The sequence below is a fragment of the Pantoea sp. FN0302 genome, assembly GCF_050113775.1.
Classification (GTDB): Bacteria; Pseudomonadota; Gammaproteobacteria; order Enterobacterales; family Enterobacteriaceae; genus Mixta; species Mixta alhagi.
Map to the genome: position 1 here is coordinate 366,475 of NZ_JBNJSM010000002.1, position 21,984 is coordinate 388,458.

A 21,984-nucleotide genomic window follows, 5' to 3' on the forward strand; every position below is an offset into this window, starting at 1 on the left:
CCCAGGCCGCTGTCGCAACCCGACGGCGGCTTTTTTTGCCTGCGATTTATCAATGCGCGTCTGGTCTCAGACAAGGCGCGTTTTCCCTGCTCGTTACTGCTGCGGTTTTTTTGTAAACTCATCCTCACCTCCCTCTGGCCTGCGAATGATAATGAAGAAAAAAAGACCCGTGCTTCAGGATGTTGCCGATCGCGTTGGCGTGACGAAAATGACCGTCAGCCGCTACCTCCGTAATCCGCAACAGGTCTCCGCTGCGCTGGGCGCGCAAATTGCCGTCGTGCTGGATGAGCTGGGCTACATTCCCAACCGCGCTCCCGATATGCTATCTAACGCCACCAGCCGTGCAATTGGCGTGCTGCTGCCTTCATTAACTAACCAGGTATTCGCCGATGTGCTGCGCGGCATTGAAAGCGTAACCGATGCGGCAGGTTATCAGACGCTGGTCGGTCACTTTGGTTATAACCCGGAGAAAGAAGAGCTTCAGCTGCGTTCGCTGCTGGGCTGGAACATTGACGGGCTGATCCTTACCGAACGAACCCATACGCCAGCCAGCCTGCGCATGATTGAAACCGCCGGGATTCCGGTAATTGAAATGATGGACAGCGTCTCACCCTGCCTGGATATGGCAGTGGGCTTTGATAACGTTGAGGCGGCGCGACAAATGACCCGGGCGATTCTGGCGAAAGGGCATCGACATACCGTCTATCTGGGCGCACGGCTGGATGAGCGCACATTACAAAAACAACGGGGCTATGAACTGGCAATGCGTGAGGCGGGGCTGGAACCGCGCAGCGTCATGATGGAAGAAGCCTCTTCTTTTAGCGCGGGCGCGATGCTGCTGTGCGAGGCGCGGCGGCGTTACCCGCAAACCGACAGCCTGTTCTGCACCAATGACGATTTGGCGATAGGTGCTATGTTTGAATGTCAGCGTCAGGGATTGCGCGTGCCGCAGCAAATGGCGATTGCCGGCTTTCACGGGCATGACATTGCGCACGTGGTCACGCCGCGTCTGGCAACCGTGCTGACACCGCGCGATCGTATGGGGCGTGAAGCCGCCGCGCTGCTGTTAGCGCGTATTGGCGGTGTAAGCCGCGAACATCAGCCTGTCGATGTGGGTTTTGAGATCCAGGAAGGGGAGAGCATCTGAATCTGCGCTTTTTTTGAACTCGCTCACAATTCCAGGCTTTTCCTGTGAGACAGGTTGCGCCGATGAACGCACGTACTGAGAATGGGTATGGCGATGTTATCGGTAACATTGCCATCTTCATCTGCCGGAGCTAACAATAATGCAAAACCAGTTGCCGTCTCATCATGTATTCATTTTGATGGGCGTATCAGGCAGCGGCAAATCTGCCGTTGCTTATGAAGTCTCGCACCAGCTGAAAACCGCGTTTCTCGACGGCGATTTTCTGCATCCCCGCGCGAATATTGAAAAAATGGCGGAAGGCCATCCACTGAACGATGACGATCGTCGTCCCTGGTTAAAGGCGGTTAACGATGCGGCATTTGCCATGCAGCGTACTCAGGCCGTTTCGATCATCGTCTGCTCCGCCCTGAAAAAAAGCTATCGCGATATCCTGCGTCAGGGGAATAACAACCTCTCCTTTATCTATCTGAAAGGTGAGTTTGCCACCATTGAAAGCCGCCTGAAGGCGCGCAAAGGCCATTTCTTTAAGCCGCAAATGCTGGTCTCCCAGTTCGATACGCTGGAAGAGCCGGACGCCGATGAAAGCGATGTGCTGGTGGTGGATATCAATCACCCCCTGCCGGATGTCGTTGCCGCCACCATCGCGACCATTGAGGGTGCGATCAAAAAGGATTAGTTGTTTCTGATGAGTACCGCAACCCTGGTTTTAACCGCAGCAGGTTCGGTTGTTCTGCTGCTGTTTCTGGTGATGAAGGCGCGTATGCACGCTTTTGTCGCCCTGATATTAGTCTCTTTTGGCGCTGGCCTGTTCTCCGGGATGCCGCTGGATAAAATTGCCGAAACCATGGAAAAAGGCATGGGCGGTACGCTCGGCTTTCTCGCCGTGGTGGTAGCGCTGGGCGCTATGTTTGGCAAAATCCTGCATGAAACCGGCGCGGTCGATCAAATCGCTATTCGCATGTTGAAATCATTCGGCGAAAGCCGGGCGCATTATGCGATGGGAATAGCGGGCTTGATTTGCGCGCTGCCGCTGTTTTTTGAAGTGGCGGTGGTGCTGTTGATCAGCATCGCTTTCGCCGTGGCCAGACGCACCGGCGATAACCTCGTCAGGCTGGTGATCCCGCTGTTTGCCGGCGTGGCGGCGGCGGCGGCGTTTCTGCTGCCGGGTCCGGCACCGATGCTGCTGGCGTCGCAGATGCATGTTGATTTCGGCTGGATGATTCTGCTGGGGCTGTGCGCGGCGCTGCCCGGTATGCTGATCGCCGGTCCGCTGTTTGGCAACTTTATCAGCCGCCACGTCAGCTTTAACGTACCGGAGGAAGTGGCGCAGCCGGAAGTGGAAGCGCATAAGCTGCCTTCCTTTGGCTTTAGCCTGTCGCTGATTCTTTTCCCGCTGGTGTTGGTGGGGCTAAAAACCATCGGCGCGCGTTTTACCTCTGAAGGCTCACGCCTGTATGAGTGGCTGGAGTTTATTGGTCATCCGTTTACTGCGATTCTGCTGGCGCTGCTGCTGGCGATTTATGGCCTGGCCTGGCGCCAGGGGATGGATAAAGAGAAGGTGATGCAGGTTTGCGGTAGTGCGCTGCAGCCAGCGGGCATTATTCTGCTGGTCATCGGCGCGGGCGGCGTGTTTAAGCAGGTGCTGGTAGATTCCGGCGTTGGCCCGGCGCTGGGCAACGCCTTAACCGGCGCGGGCCTGCCGATTGCGCTGGCCTGTTTTATCCTTGCGGCAGCGGTGCGCATTATTCAGGGCTCGGCGACGGTGGCCTGTTTAACGGCCGTAGGGCTGGTGATGCCGGTGATTGAGCCGCTGCACTACAACGGCGCGCAGATGGCGGCGCTGTCGCTGTGCATCGCTGGCGGTTCGATTGTGGTCAGCCATGTCAACGACGCGGGCTTCTGGCTGTTTGGCCGCTTTACCGGCGCAACCGAGGCGCAAACGCTAAAAACCTGGACGCTGATGGAAACCATTCTGGGCACCACCGGTGCCATTGTCGGCATGATCGCTTTTCAACTGCTCTCCTGATCGTTACGGGCGGATACCCGATATCCGCCCGCTTCTGACGCCCTTTATCGCCTGCCAGACTAAATCTTCAGATAGGCGCGAATGCCATCAAGGAACATCTGCGTCGCCAGCATAATCAAAATCAGCCCCATCAGACGCTCCAGCGCATTGACGCCTTTGTCGCCCAGCAGCCGCAGAAACAGGCCGGAAAGCAATAGAATCACCACCGTAATGCCCCACGCGCACAGCAACGCGCCGACCAGATAACCCATCTGATGCGGATACTGGTGCGAAAGCAGCATCAGCGTCGCCAGCAGCGAAGGTCCGGCCACCAGCGGGATCGCCAGCGGTACCAGAAAAGGTTCTTCACCGACCGGCAGACCGGTACTGCTGCTTTCCGGCGATGGGAAGATCATTTTAATGGCGATCAGAAACAGAATAATGCCGCCGGAGATCGAGACCGTTTCAGTACGCAGGTTAAGAAACGCCAAAATTCTTTCGCCAGCAAACAAAAAAAGCAGCATCAGCGCCAGCGCAATCAGCATTTCGCGGATCAAAACGATACGCCGCCGTTTCGGCTCCAGATGCTTTAAAACCGACATAAATATCGGCAAATTGCCGAGCGGATCCATAATCAACAACAATAATATGGTCGCGGAGATCATTTCAGTCATTTATTTTGCTCTTTGCTTTTAATTCAGCAGCGCCGTTATTAGCAATGCTGTTGAAAAGATTAACGCAATCGAATTAATTCACTTGCCAGCAGAGCTGCATTTTGTAGAGTTGAGGGTCACAGGTAAACCCATTTTCTCTGGCAGGCTTCGCTTTCTGGCGAGCCGGTATTTTTACTCTTCAGACAGTCAGGCGCTATCCTGGTGACGCAGTCATCAACCGGAAGCCTGTAGCAGGTGTTTAATGAAAAATGTAGGTCTTATTGGTTGGCGCGGTATGGTCGGCTCAGTGCTGATGCAGCGCATGAGCGAAGAGCGTGATTTTGACGTGATTCGTCCGATTTTTTTCTCAACCTCACAGCACGGGCAGGCTGCACCGACGGTAGGCGCTCACAGCGGTACGCTACAGGATGCGTATGATATTGAGGCGTTGCGCGCGCTGGATATTATCATCACCTGCCAGGGCGGCGATTATACCGGTGAGATCTACCCGAAGCTGCGCGCCAGCGGCTGGCAGGGGTACTGGATTGACGCGGCCTCCACGCTGCGCATGAAGGACGACGCCATCATTATCCTCGACCCGGTTAACCAGCAGGTCATCCGTGAAGGGCTGGATAAAGGCATCAAAACCTTTGTTGGCGGCAACTGCACCGTGAGCCTGATGCTGATGTCTCTGGGTGGTCTGTTTGCGCACAATCTGATTGAGTGGGCTTCCGTCGCTACCTATCAGGCGGCCTCCGGCGGCGGCGCGCGTCATATGCGTGAGCTGCTGACGCAGATGGGGATGTTGCACGATCACGTTGCGCCAGAGCTGCAAAATCCGGCGTCGGCGATTCTGGACATCGAGCGTAAAGTCACCGAATTTACCCGTTCCGGCACGCTGCCGGTGGATAATTTCGGCGTGCCGCTGGCGGGCAGCCTGATTCCGTGGATTGATAAGCAGCTGGAAAACGGCCAGAGCCGCGAAGAGTGGAAAGGCCAGGCGGAGACCAACAAAATCCTTGGTACGCAGCAAACTATCCCGGTTGATGGTCTGTGCGTGCGCGTTGGCGCGCTGCGCTGCCACAGCCAGGCTTTCACGCTGAAGCTGAAACAGGATGTGCCGCTGGCGGAAATCGAACAGCTGCTGGCATCGCATAACCAGTGGGTGAAAGTGGTGCCCAACGACCGTGAGCTGACAATGCGTGAACTGACGCCTGCGGCGGTAACCGGCACGCTGACCACGCCGGTAGGGCGTTTGCGTAAGCTGAACATGGGGCCGGAATATCTTTCTGCCTTTACCGTTGGCGATCAGCTGCTGTGGGGTGCTGCCGAACCGCTGCGTCGCATGCTGCGTTTGCTGGTAGATTAATCGGCTCTTGCCCCATTCAACGACTGAATGGGGCAAGTGGCTAACGTCCCGTCCTTAATCCGAAATTTCACACTCTCTTCCTTTCCCAGTGTTTTCATCATGCTGGCGCAAAAATTAACCGCTGGGTGATCCGTATCCTCTTTTTTAGCATTGTGCTAATTATTTTATACAAAGTTCGCAGGCTTATTGTTGGCCTTGTCTATGCTTAGCAGGACTGTTTTGTTTTTCTGCTTTGAAGATTAAAAGTTGATGCGCGCGGCAACGCTTTTTCCAGGGAAAGGTGCGGCTCTGCCAGCGTGCGCATGGCTCATTGAAGAGTAGTCAGGCTAACGTCCTCAAACGTAACGTTTCGGCTACCATACATCACAGGAAGAAAGTCATGTCAGAGCTCCCGGATCGCCAGGCGATCAATGCGATTATTGAAGGTCACTACGCTGACCCGTTTTCACTGTTGGGAATGCATCAGACCAGTAACGGACTTGAGGTGCGGGCGTTGTTGCCTGATGCCTCAGAAGTGTGGGTGATTGAAACCAGCACCGGGCGTAAATGCGCTCAGTTGAAATGTCTCGACTCACGCGGCTTTTTTAACGGTGTTATCCCCCGTCGTAAAAACCCGTTTCGCTATCAGCTTGCCGTCACCTGGCATGGCGAGCAGAACCTGATTGACGATGCCTATCGCTTCGGCCCGCTGCTGCAAGAGCTGGACAGCTGGCTGCTGGCGGAAGGCACCCATTTACGCCCCTACGAAACGCTGGGCGCGCATGCCGACGTGATTGATGGCATTAGCGGTACCCGCTTCTCGGTTTGGGCGCCTAACGCTCGCCGCGTCTCGGTGGTGGGTGATTTTAACTATTGGGATGGCCGCCGCCATCCGATGCGCTTCCGCCGGGAAATCGGTATTTGGGAGCTGTTTGTGCCGGCAGCACGCACCGGACAACTTTATAAGTTTGAAATTATTGATAATAAAGGGCATCTGCGTCTGAAATCGGACCCGTTTGCTTTTGAATCGCAAATGCGCCCTGACAGCGCCTCGGTAATCTGTGGACTGCCGGAAAAAGTGGTCATGCGCGAGGACCGCAAAGCGGCCAACGCCTTTGACGCGCCGATTTCCATCTATGAAGTGCATCTCGGCTCCTGGCGTCGTCACACCGATAACAATTTCTGGCTGAGCTACAAAGAGCTGGAAGAGCAGCTGATCCCCTACGTTAAAGAGATGGGCTTTACCCATATTGAGCTGATGCCGATTAACGAGCATCCGTTTGACGGTAGCTGGGGCTATCAGCCGGTGGGGATGTATGCGCCGACCCGACGTTTCGGCACGCGCGATGAGTTCCGCCATTTTGTCGCTGCAGCGCACGCTGCCGGCCTGAATGTGATCCTTGACTGGGTGCCCGGCCACTTCCCTTCCGATGACTTCGGCCTGGCGCAGTTTGACGGCACCGCGCTGTATGAGCATGAAGACCCGCGCGAAGGGTTTCATCAGGACTGGAACACGCTGATTTATAACTACGGACGACGTGAAGTCAGTAACTATCTTGCCGGTAACGCGCTCTACTGGGTAGAACGCTTTGGCATCGATAGCCTGCGCGTGGATGCGGTGGCGTCAATGATCTACCGCGACTATAGCCGTCCGCAGGGCGAGTGGGTGCCGAACCACTTTGGCGGGCGTGAGAATCTCGAAGCAATCGATTTTATCCGCTACACCAACCGGATGCTGGGCAACACCGCACCGGGCGCGGTCACCATCGCTGAGGAATCCACCGATTTTCACGGCGTATCGCGTCCGCCGGAAACCGGCGGTCTGGGCTTCTGGTACAAATGGAACCTGGGCTGGATGCACGACACGCTGGATTACATGAAGCAGGACCCGATTTACCGCAGTCATCACCATCACCTGATGACATTCGGCATGTTGTACAACTACACCGAAAACTTCGTGCTGCCGCTTTCGCACGATGAAGTGGTACACGGCAAACGTTCGATCCTCGATCGCATGCCGGGCGATACCTGGCAGAAATTTGCCAACCTGCGCGCCTATTACGGCTGGATGTGGGCTTTCCCGGGCAAAAAGCTGCTGTTTATGGGAGGCGAGTTCGCGCAGGGACGTGAGTGGAATCATGATGCCAGCCTTGACTGGCACCTGCTGGAAGGCGAGGACAACTGGCACCACGGCGTACAGCGCCTGGTACGCGATCTTAACTTTACCTATCGGCATCATGCGCCCATGCACCAGTGCGATTTCGAAGGCAACGGCTTTGAGTGGCTGGTGGTGGATGATTACGAAAACTCGGTATTTATTTTTGCGCGCCGCGATCGTGACGGTAACGAAATCATCGTTGCCAGTAACTTTACGCCGGTGCCGCGTTACAACTACCGGTTCGGTATTAACCAGCCCGGTGCCTGGCGCGAAATCATGAATACTGACTCTGTTCATTATCACGGCAGCAATACCGGCAACGGCGGCGTGGTGTGGAGCGATCCGCTACCCAGCCACAACCGTGAGCATTCGCTGATGCTGTCATTACCGCCGCTGGCGACGATTTGGCTGGTGCGGGAGGCGGAATGAGTCATTTGCGTACGGGTAATCCTGCTCTCCCTGGCGCAACCTGGGATGGTAACGGGGTTAACTTCACGCTGTTCTCTCAACACGCTCAACGCGTGGAGCTTTGCCTGTTCGATGAAAAGGGGCAGGAGGTACGCTATGACTTGCCGTCACGCACCAATAACATCTGGTATGGCTACGTACCCGATCTCCAGCCGGGCCAGCGCTACGGCTACCGGGTACATGGTCCCTGGGCGCCGGAGCAGGGGCATCGCTTCAATCCGGCTAAGCTGTTAGTTGATCCTTGCGCCCGCGCCGTTGAGGGCAAGGTGGTGGACAGCCCGCTGTTTAACGGTGGCGAATGGCAGCGCGATGAGCAGGATAACGCAGCGATTGCGCCGAAAAGCGTGGTGGTTGCGGAAGCCTTTAACTGGGGCGATGACGCCGCGCCGCGTGTGCCCTGGGGCAATACGGTGATCTATGAAGCGCATGTGCGTGGATTAACCCAGCGGCATCCGGAAATTCCGGAAACGCAGCGCGGTACTTACGCTGCGCTGGGGCATCCTGCTATTGTCAATTACCTCAAACAGCTCGGTATCACCACGCTGGAGCTCCAGCCGGTGGCGCAGTTTGCCGATGAGCCGCGCCTGCAGCAGCTGGGATTACGTAACTACTGGGGCTACAACCCTTATGCGCTCTGGTCGGTGGAGCCGCGTTACGCCTCCGGCGTTGGCGGCCTGAGCCCGCTACAGGAGTTTCAGCAGGCAGTGAAAACGCTGCATGCGGCGGGCATTGAGGTGGTGCTGGATATCGTGCTGAATCATACCGCCGAGTTGGAAGAGATCGGTCCGACGCTTTCAATGCGCGGGATCGACAACGCCAGCTACTACTGGTTAACCGATGACGGCCATTATCACAACTGGACCGGCTGCGGTAACACGCTCAATTTCAGTCATCCGCAGGTAGTGAACTGGGCGCTCGACTGCTTGCGTTACTGGGTTACGGTGTGCCATGTCGATGGCTTCCGCTTCGATCTGGCTCCGGTGCTGGGAAGAACGCCCGATTTTCGTGCCGATGCGCCTTTCTTCACGGCGCTAAAAGCCTGTCCGATTCTTTCTCAAGTGAAGCTAATCGCCGAGCCGTGGGATATCGGGCCGAACGGCTATCAGGTGGGCAGTTTTCCGTCGCCCTTTGCTGACTGGAACGATCGCTTCCGTGACGATATGCGCCGTTACTGGCTGCTTGGCGGAGTGACCAACGCCGACTTTGCGCGCCGTTTCGCCGCCTCCAGCGACGCCTTCCAGCATAGTGACCGCCTGCCGTCCGCCACGGTGAACCTGATCGCCGCCCATGACGGCTTTACTCTGCGCGATCTGCTGAGCTTCACGCGTAAACGCAATGAGGCCAACGGCGAAGATAACCGCGACGGACACAACGGCAACTTTAGCCATAATCACGGCAGCGAAGGACTAACGGTCTCGCTTAACGTGCTGGAGCGCCGCCGTCGCAGCGCGCACGCCTTGCTGACTTCACTGCTGCTGGCGCAGGGCACGCCGATGCTGCTGGCCGGTGATGAACATGGGCATACCCAGCACGGCAACAATAACGCCTACTGTCAGGATAACGAACTCACCTGGCTCGACTGGGAAAACCAGGATGAAGGGCTGTACGCCTTTACCGCCGCGCTGATTCATTTGCGTCAGCAGATCCCTGCGCTGACGCAGGATCGCTGGTGGAGGGAAGGTGATGGCAATGTTCAGTGGCTAAACAGTCAGGGAGAGCCGCTGGATGAGCAACAGTGGGAGCAGGATGAGCATAAACTGCAAATCCTGCTGTCCGGACGCTGGTTGATCACGATTAATGCCACGCAAGACGTGAGCGAATTATCTCTACCAGATGGAGAGTGGCGCGCGGTTCCTCCTTTTGCCGGGGAAGATAATCCTGTTCCGTCCACTGTCTGGCATGGGCCTGCGCACGGCGCGTGTGTGTTCCAGAAGCAAGTATAAGGAGTCAGACATGGTCAAGTTAGAACGTACCGATCACCTGATGCTGGCGAGACAGCTGCCAACGCAAACTGTGGCCCTCATTCTTGCAGGCGGACGCGGCACGCGCCTGAGAGATTTGACCGCGACGCGCGCAAAACCTGCGGTGCATTTTGGCGGCAAATTTCGCATTATCGATTTTGCCCTGTCGAACTGCATCAACTCCGGCATCCGGCGCATTGGGGTGATTACGCAGTATCAGTCCCACTCGCTGGTGCAGCATATTCAACGCGGCTGGTCTTTCTTCAATGAAGAGATGAACGAGTTTGTTGACCTGCTGCCGGCTCAGCAGCGTTTTAGCACTGAGCACTGGTATCGCGGCACCGCCGATGCGGTAACCCAAAACCTGGATATTATTCGCCGCTACGATGCGCAATATATCGTGATCCTGGCGGGCGACCATATCTACAAAATGGATTACTCGCGCATGCTGCTTGACCATGTCGATAACAATGCGCGTTGCACTATCGCCTGCCTGCCGGTGCCGCTGCATGAGGCCACCGCGTTCGGCGTTATGGCGGTAAACGAGCAAAATCGCGTAGTGGATTTCGTGGAAAAACCGGCGCAGCCGCCCTCTATGCCTGGCGATGACAGCAAAGCGCTGGCCAGCATGGGTATCTACGTTTTTAACGCCGACTACCTTTACCAGCTACTGGAAGAAGACCTGGAGATCCCAGGCTCCAGCCACGATTTCGGTAAAGACCTGCTGCCGAAAATTGTCGCCAGCGGCGAAGCGCTGGCGCACTCCTTTACTCTCTCTTGCGTGCAAAACGATGATGAGGCGGTGCCCTACTGGCGTGATGTGGGAACGCTGGAAGCCTACTGGCGCGCCAATCTCGATCTTGCTTCCGTAACGCCGGAGCTGGATATGTATGACCATGAATGGCCAATTCATACTTATATGGAACCTCTGCCACCGGCTAAGTTTGTTCAGGATCGCTCCGGCAGTCATGGCATGACCATGAACTCGCTGGTCTCTGGCGGCTGCATTATCTCTGGTTCGGTAGTGGTTCATTCCGTGCTGTTCTCACGCGTACGCGTGAACTCATTTTGCAATATTGATTCTGCAGTGCTGCTGCCTGACGTGGTGATTGGACGCTCATGTCGTCTGCGCCGCTGCGTCATCGATCGCGCCTGCGTTATTCCAGAAGGCATGGTAATCGGCGAAAACCCTGATGAAGACAGCCGCCGTTTTTACCGTTCCGAAGAGGGCATCGTGCTGGTAACGCGCGAAATGCTGGCCAGGCTGGCCGACACTTCCGCCTGACCGGCAAAACAGTAACACACGCAATCTGCGCGAGGATCGCGCCAGATTTCCGTTAAAGGAGCCGAGAATGCAGGTTTTACATGTCTGTTCAGAACTTTTCCCGCTGCTGAAAACCGGCGGGTTAGCTGATGTGGTGGGGGCATTACCGGCAGCACAGATTGCAGATGGAACGGACACGCGCGTTTTACTCCCGGCGTTTCCGGATCTGCGTAAGGGAATTACCGACACGGAAGTCGTCGCTGAGCTGCAAACTTTCGCAGGCCCGGTCAGGCTGCACTTTGGACATTTTAATGGGGTTGGCATTTATCTGATTGAAGCTGAGGGCCTGTACGATCGGCCTGGCAGCCCTTATCACGATGAAAACCAGTTCGATTATCCGGACAACTATCTGCGCTTTGCATTGCTCGGCTGGATGGGGTGTGAAATGGCCTGCGGGCTGGATACTAACTGGCGTCCGGATATTGTGCACGCCCATGACTGGCACGCCGGTTTAACCTGTGCCTATCTGGCGGCGCGCGGACGTCCGGCGAAGTCGGTATTTACCGTGCATAACCTGGCGTATCAGGGGCTGTTCTACGCGCATCATATGGATGAAATCCAGCTGCCGTGGTCGTTTTTCGATATGCATGGGCTGGAATTTTTCGGCCAGATCTCTTACCTCAAGGCCGGGCTCTTCTTTGCCGATCATATTACGGCGGTCAGTCCGACCTATGCGCGCGAGATCACCCTGCCGGAATATGGCAACGGCATGGAGGCGCTGCTGGCACAGCGGATGCGGGAGGGGCGGCTGAGCGGCATTCTGAACGGGGTCGATCCGCTAATCTGGGACCCCGCGCATGACCTGCTGCTTAACGCGCGTTACAACCGCGATACGCTGGATGCCAAGGCGGAGAACAAGCGTCAGCTACAGATTGCAATGGGGCTGAAAGTTGACGACAGCGTGCCGGTATTTGCGGTGGTAAGTCGTCTGACCAAGCAGAAAGGGCTGGATCTGGTGCTGGAGGCGTTGCCAAGTCTGCTGGAGCAGGGCGGACAGCTGGTGCTGCTGGGGGCAGGCGATGCGGTATTGCAGCAGGGCTTCCTGGCGGCGGCGGCGGAAAACCCCGGCAGCGTTGGAGTACAGATTGGCTACCACGAAGCGTTCTCCCACCGCATTATGGGCGGAGCGGATGTGATTATGGTGCCGAGTCGCTTTGAACCTTGCGGACTGACGCAGCTTTATGGCCTGAAGTACGGCACGCTGCCGCTGGTAAGACGCACCGGCGGGCTGGCGGACACGGTTAATGACAGTTCTCTGGAAAACCTGGCGGACGGCATCGCCAGCGGTTTTACCTTTGAGGACAGCAATGCCTGGTCGCTACTGCGTGCTATCCGGCGTTCGTTTGTGCTGTGGTCTCGTCCTTCTCTTTGGCGCTACGTGCAGCGTCAGGCAATGGCGATGGATTTTAGCTGGCAGGTGGCTGCACAGGCCTACCGGGATCTTTATCAACGGTTGTTGTAACCTGATTTAGGATATTTGCTATGAACGCACCTTTTACCTATGCATCACCTACGCTAACGGTCGAAGCGTTAAAGCACTCTATTGCCTATAAGCTCATGTTTACGCTGGGTAAAGATCCCTCTTCCGCCAACAAGCATGAATGGCTGAACGCCTCGCTGCTGGCGGTGCGCGATCGCATGGTAGAGCGCTGGCTGCGCTCCAGCCGTGCTCAGCTGTCGCAGGATGTGCGTCAGGTTTATTACCTGTCGATGGAATTCCTGATGGGCCGCACCCTCTCTAATGCACTGCTGGCGATGGGGATCTATGACGATCTCAACAGCGCGCTGGAAGAGATGGGGCTGGATCTGGCGGAGCTGATTGAGGAAGAGAACGATCCGGGGCTGGGTAATGGCGGTTTAGGGCGTCTGGCAGCCTGTTTCCTTGATTCGCTGGCCACCTTAGGCTTGCCCGGACACGGCTATGGCATCCGTTACGATTACGGCATGTTTAAACAGAACATTGTGGATGGACGCCAGGCGGAGTCGCCGGACTACTGGCTGGAATATGGCAACCCGTGGGAGTTTCAGCGCTATAACACCCGTTATAAAGTGCGTTTCGGCGGACGGTTACAGCATGAGGGCGCGAAGGTGCGCTGGCTGGAGACCGAAGAAGTGCTGGCGATGGCCTATGACCAGATTATTCCCGGCTTTGATACCGATGCGACCAACACGCTACGGCTGTGGAGCGCGCAGGCCAGTAATGAAATCAACCTGGGGAAATTTAACCAGGGCGATTACTTTGCTGCGGTAGAAGATAAAAACCATTCGGAAAACGTATCGCGCGTGCTCTATCCGGATGACTCAACCTACTCTGGCCGCGAGCTGCGACTGCGTCAGGAGTATTTCCTCGTTTCGGCAACGGTACAGGATATTCTGAACCGTCACTGGGAAATGCATCAGACCTTCGATAATCTCTCCGATAAAATTGCCATTCACCTGAACGATACCCACCCGGTGCTGGCGATCCCGGAGCTGATGCGCTTGCTGATCGATGAGCATAAGTTCAGCTGGGACGATGCGTTTGAAGTGGTGTGCCAGGTCTTCTCCTATACCAACCATACATTGATGAGTGAGGCGCTGGAAACCTGGTCGGTGGATATGATCGGCAAGATCCTGCCGCGCCATCTGCAAATCATTTTTGAAATCAACGACTACTTCCTGCGAACCATTCAGGATCACTATCCGAACGAGTGGGAGCTGCTGTCACGTATTTCGATTATTGATGAAAACAACGGACGCCAGGTACGTATGGCCTGGCTGGCGGTGGTGGTCAGCCACAAAGTGAATGGCGTATCGGAGCTGCACTCGAATCTGATGGTACAGTCGCTGTTTGCCGATTTTGCCCGCCTGTTCCCGGGGCGTTTCTGTAATAAGACCAACGGTATTACCCCGCGTCGCTGGCTGGCGCTGGCTAACCCGGCGCTCTCTGAAGTGCTGGATGAAAGCATTGGACGTCACTGGCGCACCGATCTTAGCCAGCTGGCGGAGATCAAACCGCAAATCGATTTCCCTGCTTTTATAGAAAAAATTGCCGATGCCAAGCTGGAGAATAAAAAGCGTCTGGCGGCCTGGGTGGCGAAAAACATGGATATCGTGCTGGATCCTAATGCGCTATTTGATGTGCAGATCAAGCGTATCCACGAATACAAGCGCCAGTTGATGAACGTGCTGCACGTGATCACCCGCTATAACCGCATCAAGGCCGATCCCAATGCCAACTGGGTGCCGCGCGTTAATATTTTCGCCGGTAAGGCGGCCTCTGCCTACTATATGGCGAAGCATATTATTCATCTGATTAACGACGTAGCGCAGGTGATCAATAACGATCCGCAGGTGAAAAACAAGCTGAAGGTGGTGTTTATTCCCAATTACAGCGTGAGCCTGGCGCAGATCATTATTCCGGCCGCCGATCTCTCTGAACAGATCTCGCTGGCTGGCACCGAAGCATCCGGTACCAGTAACATGAAGTTTGCCGTCAACGGCGCGTTAACCATCGGTACGCTGGATGGCGCGAATGTTGAAATGCGTGAGCACGTGGGCAAAGAGAACATCTTTATCTTTGGTAATACCGCCGATCAGGTGGAAAAGCTGCGGCGGGAAGGGTACAACTCGCGTCAGTATTATGAAAAGGATGAAGAGCTGCGTCAGGCGTTGACACAGATTGCTACCGGCGTGTTCAGCCCGCAAGAGCCAGGACGCTATCACAATATCTACGATTCGTTGATTGGTCTGGGCGATCACTATCAGCTGCTGGCTGACTATCGTAGCTACGTGGATACGCAGGACAAAGTAGATGAACTGTATCGCCAGCCGGAAGAGTGGCAGCGACGTGCGGCGCTGAATATCGCTAATATGGGCTACTTTTCTTCAGATCGTACCATTCAGGAATACGCTGACGAGATTTGGCATATTTCACCTATCAGGCTTTGATTTCCGCATCGGCAATAAAAATCCCCTGCCAGCACTATGCTGGCAGGGGATTATTTTTATGCTCTTTAAAGCGCGGGTTTATGACGCCAGCGAGAGTGTCGGCTTTTTGCCATGCGCGTCCAGCCACTGCGCCACGCGCGCCTGCTGCGCCTCATTCAGCCACATGCCAAGTTTGGTGCGACGCCAGATCGCGTCATCCAGTTCGCGCACCCACTCGTTTTCCATCAGGTAACGCAGCTCAGCCTCATAGAAACCGTGGCCGAAATCTTCACCCAGATCGCTCAGGGAAGTGGCGTTCTGTAGGATCCGCTCGCTGTTGCTGCCGTAGGTGCGGGCATAATGGCGCGCCATGCCTTCGCTAATAAAGGAATAACGACGACGCAGGCTGGCGGCGTAATCCTCACGCGTACCGGCAATATCACCGCCTGGCAGCACTGCCGTTTTGGTCCAGGCCGGGCCAATATTGGCGTAATACTTCGCCAGCTTCTCCATGGCATGTTCAGCCAGCTTGCGGTAAGTGGTCAGCTTGCCGCCGAACACCGACAGCAGCGGCGCTTTACCCGCATCGTCACGCACATCCAGCGTGTAGTCACGGGTAATTGCCTGCGGTGAGTCAGATTCGTCATCACACAGCGGACGCACGCCGGAATAGGTCCAGACAATATCGCTACGATCCAGCTGCTTTTTAAAGTGCGCGTTATACACTTTCAGCAGATAGGCAATTTCGTTATCGTCAATTTTTACCTGTTTCGGATCGCCTTTGTATTCCACATCGGTGGTGCCAATGATGGAAAACTCATCCATCCACGGAATCACGAAAACGATACGATGGTCTTCGTTCTGCAGAATATAAGCCTGTTTTTCCGTGTGAACGCGCGGCACTACAATATGGCTGCCTTTAATCAGGCGAATGCCGTAAGGGGATTTCAGCTTCAGGCCGTCGTCAAACAGCTGTTTAACCCACGGACCGGCGGCATTGACCAGGCCTTTGGCGCGCCAGGTAAAGGTTTTACCGCTATCGACATCTTCCGCTTCTACCATCCACATATCGTTTTCGCGCCATGCGCGGGTAACGCGTGTGCGAGTACGAACTTCGCCGCCGCGTTTTACCACTTCCTGAGCGTTCAGCACTACCAGACGCGCATCGTCGACCCAGCAGTCAGAATATTCGAAACCGCGCGTGATTTCCGGCTTCATGACGGAGTCTGCGCCGAAACGCAGCCCTTTACTGCCTGGAAGGCTGGTGCGTTTGCCTAAGTGGTCATACATAAACAGGCCGGTGCGGATCATCCATGCCGGACGTAAATGCGGGCGGTGCGGCAGGCGGAAACGCATGGGAAAGGCAATGTGCGGAGCCATCTTCAGCAGTACTTCACGCTCGGCCAGCGCTTCACTGACCAGACGGAATTCATAATGTTCCAGGTAGCGCAGGCCGCCATGAATCAGTTTTGAGCTGGCGGAGGAGGTCGCGCATGCCAGATCCTGCGCCTCCAGCATCAGCACTGACAGTCCGCGTCCTGCGGCGTCGGCCGCAATACCGGCACCGTTGATGCCGCCGCCGATAACGATCAGATCTTTGGTTTCCACGTCATCTCCCCCGATGTTCGGAATAGTTCGTCTATGTTCGTTTTCGAGCATAATAATAATCGCAAACCAACATTGATGCCAGCTTTAACCCAATAAAAACATCTTAGCGTGATTCAGTTAACATAATTTGCCGCGCCAGGCGGCGTTAACCTTTCTGTTAGTTGGGTTATAGTTAATCCGCTTCGCGTTACAATAGAGATCTTCATGGCTGAAAGGCGGCACACGTATCATGTGCGGCCCCGCAATCGGCTTACCGCACTTTGTTGATTTGGAACCCGGTATGGAACAATTTGAATGCATCAGCGTCGATACGGCGCAACAACGTCTGGCTGAAGGCGACGCGCTGCTGGTCGATATTCGCGATCCGCAAAGTTTTGCGGCGGGTCATGCCAAAGGGGCTTTCCACCTGACAAACGGCACGCTGAATACCTTTATGCAGCAGGCCGATTTCGATAAGCCGGTGCTGGTCATGTGTTATCACGGCAACAGCAGCAAGGGCGCGGCGCAATATTTAATCCAGCAGGGATTCGAACAGGTTTACAGCATTGACGGCGGCTTTGACGCCTGGCGTGCGGCCTTCCCGCAGCTGGTTGAGACGCAAATGGAATAAGCGTTGTCTTACGATCACACCTCAGGAAATGGGCAATGATACAACTGACTCAGTTCAATAATCCGCGTATGGCGCAGGCGTTTGTTGACTATATGGCCACGCGCGGCGTTACGCTGCATATCAAAAAGGAAGATCAGCTTATCCTGCTGCTGGAGGATGAGACGAAACAGCAAATGGTCGAAAACGAACTTGAACAGTTTGTTCGCGATCCTTTTCATCCGCGCTATCAGGCAGCCAGTTGGCAGAGCGGCACCACGGATAGCGGATTACACTATCAGCGCGACAGCCTGCTGACTAATCTGCGCCAGCGTGCCGGGCCGCTCACTATGCTGCTGGCCATCGCCTGTATCGCCGTGTATATCCTGATGCAAATTGTCGGCGATGGCATCATGCTGGCCTGGCTGGCCTGGCGGCTGGATGTCTCACCCTTTTTTCAGCCCTGGCGTTGGTTTAGCCATATCCTGCTGCACTTCTCGCTGCTGCACCTGGTATTTAATCTGCTCTGGTGGTGGTATATCGGCGGCGCGGTAGAAAAGCGGCTGGGCAGCGGCAAACTGTTTGTGATTACCCTGATTTCCGCTCTGTTAAGCGGCTGGATGCAGGCCAAATTTAGCGGCCCCTGGTTTGGCGGGCTATCCGGCGTGGTCTATGCGCTGATGGGTTATGCATGGCTGCGAGGCGAGCGCGATCCCGAAAGTGGGATTTTCCTGGAGCGCGGTTTGATGGCTTTCGCTATTCTGTGGCTGGTCATTGGTTATTTTGGCGCATTTGGCCTGCCGATTGCTAACGCCGCACACGCCGCTGGCCTGGCGGTAGGGCTGGCGATGGCATTTGTTGATACGCGCCGGGTGAAGAAGGGCTGATGGCAGAAGCATCAGGCTGGCACGGGTCGCCGACAAAAAATAATGTAGCTGTGGCCTGATGCCGCGCGATTAACAGGAGATTTATGTGAAGCAGACGCAACGTCATGACGCTATTATCGATATGGTTCGGCGTCAGGGATATGTGAGTACTGAAGAGCTGGTTGAGCATTTTGACGTCAGTCCGCAAACTATTCGCCGCGATCTAAATGATCTGGCCGATCAAAACAAAATCCAGCGCCATCACGGCGGCGCGGCGCTGCCTTCCAGTTCGGAAAATACCGCCTGGCAAGATCGTAAAATGATGTGGTCGGTGGAAAAAGCGCGCATCGCTCAGCGTGTGGCCAGTCAAATCCCCGACGGCGCGACGCTGTTTATTGATATCGGCACCACGCCAGAAGCGGTAGCGCATGCATTGATGAACCATAACGATCTGCGCATCGTGACCAATAATCTGAATGTCGCCACGCTGTTGATGACGAAGCCCGATTTTCGCTTGATTATCGCCGGTGGCGAGGTGCGTACGCGTGACGGCGGCATTATGGGCGAAGCAACGCTCGATTTTATCTCACAGTTCCGGCTGGATTACGGCATTCTTGGCATTAGCGGCATCGATATGGATGGCTCGCTGCTGGAGTTCGACTATCACGAAGTTCGCACCAAACGGGCGATTATCGAAAACTCACGCTGTGCGATGCTGGTTGCCGACCACTCTAAATTTGGCCGCAACGCCATGGTGAACTTAGGCAATATGAGCCTGGTGGACTATCTGTTTACCAATGAAATGCCGCCCGCCAGCGTGATGAAAGTGATTGAACAGCACGAAGTCCATCTGGAGCTGTGCTGAGTAACTTTTCTCACCGCGCCTGTTAACCGCTACGCCACGCTCATGCCCATCAGGTGCAGTAAATGCTGTGCCTGCTGCACGGCTTCCTGCCGATGCATAACGCCCAGCTTCTGATAGAGATTGCGGATATGGGTTTTGATAGTGGTTTGCGCCACTTCCAGTTCCCCAGCAATTTGATCGTTGCTGTAACCGGAGTAAATCAGACCCAACACCTGCCATTCCCGCTGCGTAAGCGGGCTGGTACGGATCAGTTCCGGCACCTGCGGGTGTGTTAACAGGCGGCTGACAAAGCCCTCGTCGAAATGGGCGAATTTGTGGCGATGATGCTGATTGATGTCGCGCAAAATGCGCTGCGCACGGTGTTGTTCCAGCTCTGGTAGCGTATGCAATTGCAACAGTTGACGCAGTTGCTGCGCCATGGTTTCGCCTTCAATCACAAAGTGGCTGATAAAGCCGGTGCGGTTTGCCAGCGTCAGCGCTTCAATCAGCGTCTGCTGGGCTTCGCTTTTACGTCCGGTTTGCCAGTAAAGCGCATTAAGCAGCAGCAGATTACGATTCAGATCGCTGGTCAGGCGTAGCCGCCGCGCGCTTTCATTCAGTTCATCCAGCACCACTTCGGCTTCTTCATAATGGCCCAGCAGAATTTGCACGCGTGCGATATTCCGCCACTGGCCCTGCAAAAAGTGGTTATCGGCAGTAGGTGGTTTTGGCGTCAGCCGCAGCCAGTTAGCCGCGGCGACCTTATCGTTAGTGAGTTGCCAGTAAATCACGCGCGGTTTGTCGGCGTTGGTTACCCAGTCGCTGTGATACTGACCGTTGCCAAGCAGATTCTCACAGCGAATCAAGTGACGACGTGCATTGTCCAGATCGCCACGCGCCAGCGCGCATTTCGCCAGCATCGCCAGACACTGTAACTGCTGCTGCGGCTGGAAGTTTGCCAGCACTTCCAGCCCTTTACGGGCGGTGGCTTCTGCCTCATCAAGGCGCGCCCAGGACCAGAGCAACTGCGAGCGAATACGCAGCAGGAACTCATGCATCGGCAACTGTTCCAGCCCTTCTTCGTTAATCAGCGCAAAGGCCTTTTCCTGAATATCGTAAGCGGTCTGTAAAAAGCCCTGCGCCAACAAGATCTCGCTCTGTTGCAGCAGCGCCCAGAGCGCGTAATGACAGCTGTTATAGTGGCGCGCCATCTCATCAGTCTGCTGCATGGTGGCCAGCGCGGCCTCCAGCTGCCCCTGACAGTGCAGAACCTCTCCTTTTACCGAGGTGGCGACAATACGGCTGTAGTAGTTTGCCAGCGGCAGGTTCGCCAGCGCCTGATTAGCCAGCCGCTCCGCTTCTTCGGGCTTCCCGGCGTTAATCGCCACCTGCGCGCGTAGCGCATCAAATTCAGCGCTCAGAACTGCATCGATAGCGATCTGTTGCCGCGTCATCTCTTCTTCAGCACGTGCCAGCAAAAGATTTACTTCGCCGTAGCGATGCTGGCTTTGCGCCAGCCAGGCCTGCAACAGAATCAAGCGGGGATTATCAACCAGCAGCTGCCACGGCAGCGCTTTAAGCCCTTCTTCCAGCAGTGCCAGTTCGCTATGGTTAAACAGGGACCAGGCATGATGCAGCAAAATGTCGCGCAGCAGATGAGTATCTTCCGCCGCCAGCGCATGATGAATTGCTTCTCCGGCGTAGCCGAGCGCCATCCAGCCCTCTGCCGCCGCCCGATGCAGCTTATGCAGTTCGCTGCTCAGCTCCCACTGACAGCGCTGGCGTAAAAAGGTGGCAAACAGCGGGTGAAAATTAAACCATTTTCCACTGTCGTCCATGCGCTGAAGAAATAAGCCCTGACGCTCTGTCTCTTCCAGCCGCAGCTGTGCATTTTCTTCGCCGGTCAGGTGAGCAATCAGCATATCGTTCATAGAACGCAGCACGGAACTGCGTAACAAAAAGTTACGCGTCGCCGCGTCTACGCAGTCCAGCACCTCATCCACCAGATAGTCGGAAAGATGGCTGGCGTTAATGCCTGACAGACGCTGCGCGGAGTGATGAGTTGGGGTATTGGATTGACGCTCCGTCAGGGCAATCAACTGTAGCGCGGTTGCCCAGCCGGCAACTTCATCGCACAACCGCTGCGAATCATCTGCGCCGATAGGGCGCTGCAGGCGGCAATCAAAAAACTGTTTCGCCTCCTGTGGCGTAAAGGCCAGCGACTGACTGTTAATTTCCAGCAGTTGCTCGCGTACGCGCAGGTTAGCGATGCCCAGCGAGGGCAAATTACGCGAAAGGATAATCAGCGTCAGGTTTTCCGGCTGATGACGAATAAAAAAGCGCATCGCCTGATGAATGGCATCGTTGGTCAGCAGATGGTAGTCGTCAATCACCAGGTAAAGCGGCCGATGCCATTCGGAAAGCTCCACGAACAGCTGGGAAAAGAGCGCGCTAAGGCTGGCATACTGACGTTTTTGCGCCAGCGCTTCGCTACGCACGCAGTGCCCGTCAGTGGCCTGCTGTACTGCCGCCATAAAATAGTTAGCAAAACGCTCAGGGTAGTTATCGCTCTCATCCAGCGAATACCATCCCAGATCGCTTTTATCCGCCGCCCACTGCGCCACCAGCGTGGTTTTGCCATAGCCGGCAGGGCTACTAATCAGGGCTAAACGGTAGTGCGCAATGTTCGCAAGCCTGGCTATCAAACGCTCCCGAACAATGGTGTTCTGAAGCCGCAGAGGACGGCTGAGTTTCGATGGTATCAGCATGGCGACACTTCACTGTGGTGAAATAGAAGGAAACAAAGGGAATTATTTTACGCTGCGTAATTAAGTACTTTCTGTGCTGCCGCGCGTTAATGCAAGAATGGCCTCCGACCAGAGTTCATTAAGTTGCACCTCATCACATTTCCTTATTGTTTTTTGACGCTTTCTTGTAAAAAAAGCCACAAAACGCCGCTGAAAAGGCGCTTTTTTTCGCTATGACATCTTAAGTTAACCTGCCATCGGTCACACTTTTTCCTACGCCCTGCGGCTCCTCCCTGATGAATCTGGCTACAGGAGGATGCCGCCGCAGGGGGTTAACGTCAGCATGTGTATCAATTATTT

Annotated in this window: 15 protein-coding genes; 12 read left to right on the plus strand and 3 right to left on the minus strand. The window is 55.4% G+C overall.

From position 1 onward, the window contains the following. The first annotated feature begins 151 nt into the window (after positions 1-151). The 3 genes from gntR to gntU all read left to right on the plus strand — a co-directional run bounded on the left by gntR (position 152) and on the right by gntU (position 3,173). On the plus strand, positions 152-1,147 hold the full coding sequence (gene gntR, locus ACQE32_RS12310; RefSeq protein WP_427021859.1) for a gluconate operon transcriptional repressor GntR: 996 nt from the start codon (positions 152-154) through the stop codon (positions 1,145-1,147). Between the two features lie 139 nt (positions 1,148-1,286). Beyond that, on the plus strand, positions 1,287-1,823 hold the full coding sequence (gntK, locus tag ACQE32_RS12315; protein ID WP_427021860.1) for a gluconokinase: 537 nt from the start codon (positions 1,287-1,289) through the stop codon (positions 1,821-1,823). A gap of 9 nt (positions 1,824-1,832) precedes the next feature. Beyond that, positions 1,833-3,173, plus strand: a complete 1,341-nt coding sequence (gntU, locus tag ACQE32_RS12320; RefSeq protein ID WP_250651493.1) for a gluconate transporter — start codon at positions 1,833-1,835, stop codon at positions 3,171-3,173. A gap of 59 nt (positions 3,174-3,232) precedes the next feature. On the opposite strand, the gene ACQE32_RS12325 is transcribed toward gntU, so the two are convergent. Beyond that, positions 3,233-3,826, minus strand: a complete 594-nt coding sequence (locus tag ACQE32_RS12325) for a YhgN family NAAT transporter (RefSeq protein ID WP_085068632.1) — start codon at positions 3,824-3,826, stop codon at positions 3,233-3,235. 241 nt (positions 3,827-4,067) lie between these two features. Here ACQE32_RS12325 and asd point away from each other — a divergent pair, with 241 nt between their 5' ends. From asd to glgP, 6 genes are all read left to right on the plus strand, one after another. Further along, complete coding sequence (gene asd, locus ACQE32_RS12330; RefSeq protein WP_426974011.1) at positions 4,068-5,174, plus strand: aspartate-semialdehyde dehydrogenase; 1,107 nt, start codon at positions 4,068-4,070, stop codon at positions 5,172-5,174. Positions 5,175-5,553: 379 nt separating this feature from the next. Next, complete coding sequence (glgB, locus tag ACQE32_RS12335) at positions 5,554-7,740, plus strand: 1,4-alpha-glucan branching enzyme (RefSeq protein WP_427021861.1); 2,187 nt, start codon at positions 5,554-5,556, stop codon at positions 7,738-7,740. Then, complete coding sequence (glgX, locus tag ACQE32_RS12340; protein WP_427021862.1) at positions 7,737-9,722, plus strand: glycogen debranching protein GlgX; 1,986 nt, start codon at positions 7,737-7,739, stop codon at positions 9,720-9,722. The genes glgB and glgX overlap by 4 nt, the downstream gene beginning before the upstream one ends. A gap of 10 nt (positions 9,723-9,732) precedes the next feature. Then, on the plus strand, positions 9,733-11,025 hold the full coding sequence (gene glgC, locus ACQE32_RS12345) for a glucose-1-phosphate adenylyltransferase (protein ID WP_250651497.1): 1,293 nt from the start codon (positions 9,733-9,735) through the stop codon (positions 11,023-11,025). Between the two features lie 67 nt (positions 11,026-11,092). Then, the gene (gene glgA, locus ACQE32_RS12350) at positions 11,093-12,526 is read left to right on the plus strand and encodes a glycogen synthase GlgA (protein ID WP_085068625.1); all 1,434 of its coding nucleotides are present in this window, start codon (positions 11,093-11,095) and stop codon (positions 12,524-12,526) included. A 20-nt stretch (positions 12,527-12,546) separates the two neighbouring features. Next, a complete protein-coding gene (gene glgP / locus ACQE32_RS12355) occupies positions 12,547-14,994 on the plus strand; it encodes a glycogen phosphorylase (protein WP_426974014.1) in 2,448 nt (815 codons plus the stop codon). Positions 14,995-15,072: 78 nt separating this feature from the next. On the opposite strand, the gene glpD is transcribed toward glgP, so the two are convergent. Beyond that, positions 15,073-16,581 carry a glycerol-3-phosphate dehydrogenase gene (glpD, locus tag ACQE32_RS12360; RefSeq protein WP_426974015.1) on the minus strand — a complete coding sequence of 503 codons (1,509 nt, stop codon included), beginning with the start codon at positions 16,579-16,581 and terminating at the stop codon, positions 15,073-15,075. A 280-nt stretch (positions 16,582-16,861) separates the two neighbouring features. Here glpD and glpE point away from each other — a divergent pair, with 280 nt between their 5' ends. From glpE to ACQE32_RS12375, 3 genes are all read left to right on the plus strand, one after another. Further along, the gene (glpE, locus tag ACQE32_RS12365) at positions 16,862-17,191 is read left to right on the plus strand and encodes a thiosulfate sulfurtransferase GlpE (protein WP_426974016.1); all 330 of its coding nucleotides are present in this window, start codon (positions 16,862-16,864) and stop codon (positions 17,189-17,191) included. 38 nt (positions 17,192-17,229) lie between these two features. Further along, positions 17,230-18,054, plus strand: coding sequence for a rhomboid family intramembrane serine protease GlpG (glpG, locus tag ACQE32_RS12370; RefSeq protein ID WP_426974078.1), 825 nt, complete (start codon positions 17,230-17,232; stop codon positions 18,052-18,054). Positions 18,055-18,139: 85 nt separating this feature from the next. Further along, complete coding sequence (locus ACQE32_RS12375) at positions 18,140-18,898, plus strand: DeoR/GlpR family transcriptional regulator (protein WP_085068617.1); 759 nt, start codon at positions 18,140-18,142, stop codon at positions 18,896-18,898. Between the two features lie 29 nt (positions 18,899-18,927). Here the strand turns inward: ACQE32_RS12375 and malT are convergent, their stop codons facing one another. After that, positions 18,928-21,645, minus strand: coding sequence for an HTH-type transcriptional regulator MalT (malT, locus tag ACQE32_RS12380; RefSeq protein ID WP_426974017.1), 2,718 nt, complete (start codon positions 21,643-21,645; stop codon positions 18,928-18,930). Positions 21,646-21,984 lie beyond the last annotated feature (339 nt).

Coding starts and splice junctions, on each gene's coding strand:
- glpE (WP_426974016.1), top strand. CDS start 16,862: ATGGAACAATTTGAATGCATCAGCGTCGATACGGCGCAACAACGTCTG.
- gntU (WP_250651493.1), top strand. CDS start 1,833: ATGAGTACCGCAACCCTGGTTTTAACCGCAGCAGGTTCGGTTGTTCTG.
- asd (WP_426974011.1), top strand. CDS start 4,068: ATGAAAAATGTAGGTCTTATTGGTTGGCGCGGTATGGTCGGCTCAGTG.
- glgA (WP_085068625.1), top strand. CDS start 11,093: ATGCAGGTTTTACATGTCTGTTCAGAACTTTTCCCGCTGCTGAAAACC.
- glgP (WP_426974014.1), top strand. CDS start 12,547: ATGAACGCACCTTTTACCTATGCATCACCTACGCTAACGGTCGAAGCG.
- ACQE32_RS12325 (WP_085068632.1), bottom strand. CDS start 3,826: ATGACTGAAATGATCTCCGCGACCATATTATTGTTGTTGATTATGGAT.
- glgX (WP_427021862.1), top strand. CDS start 7,737: ATGAGTCATTTGCGTACGGGTAATCCTGCTCTCCCTGGCGCAACCTGG.
- glgC (WP_250651497.1), top strand. CDS start 9,733: ATGGTCAAGTTAGAACGTACCGATCACCTGATGCTGGCGAGACAGCTG.
- malT (WP_426974017.1), bottom strand. CDS start 21,645: ATGCTGATACCATCGAAACTCAGCCGTCCTCTGCGGCTTCAGAACACC.
- gntK (WP_427021860.1), top strand. CDS start 1,287: ATGCAAAACCAGTTGCCGTCTCATCATGTATTCATTTTGATGGGCGTA.
- gntR (WP_427021859.1), top strand. CDS start 152: ATGAAGAAAAAAAGACCCGTGCTTCAGGATGTTGCCGATCGCGTTGGC.
- glgB (WP_427021861.1), top strand. CDS start 5,554: ATGTCAGAGCTCCCGGATCGCCAGGCGATCAATGCGATTATTGAAGGT.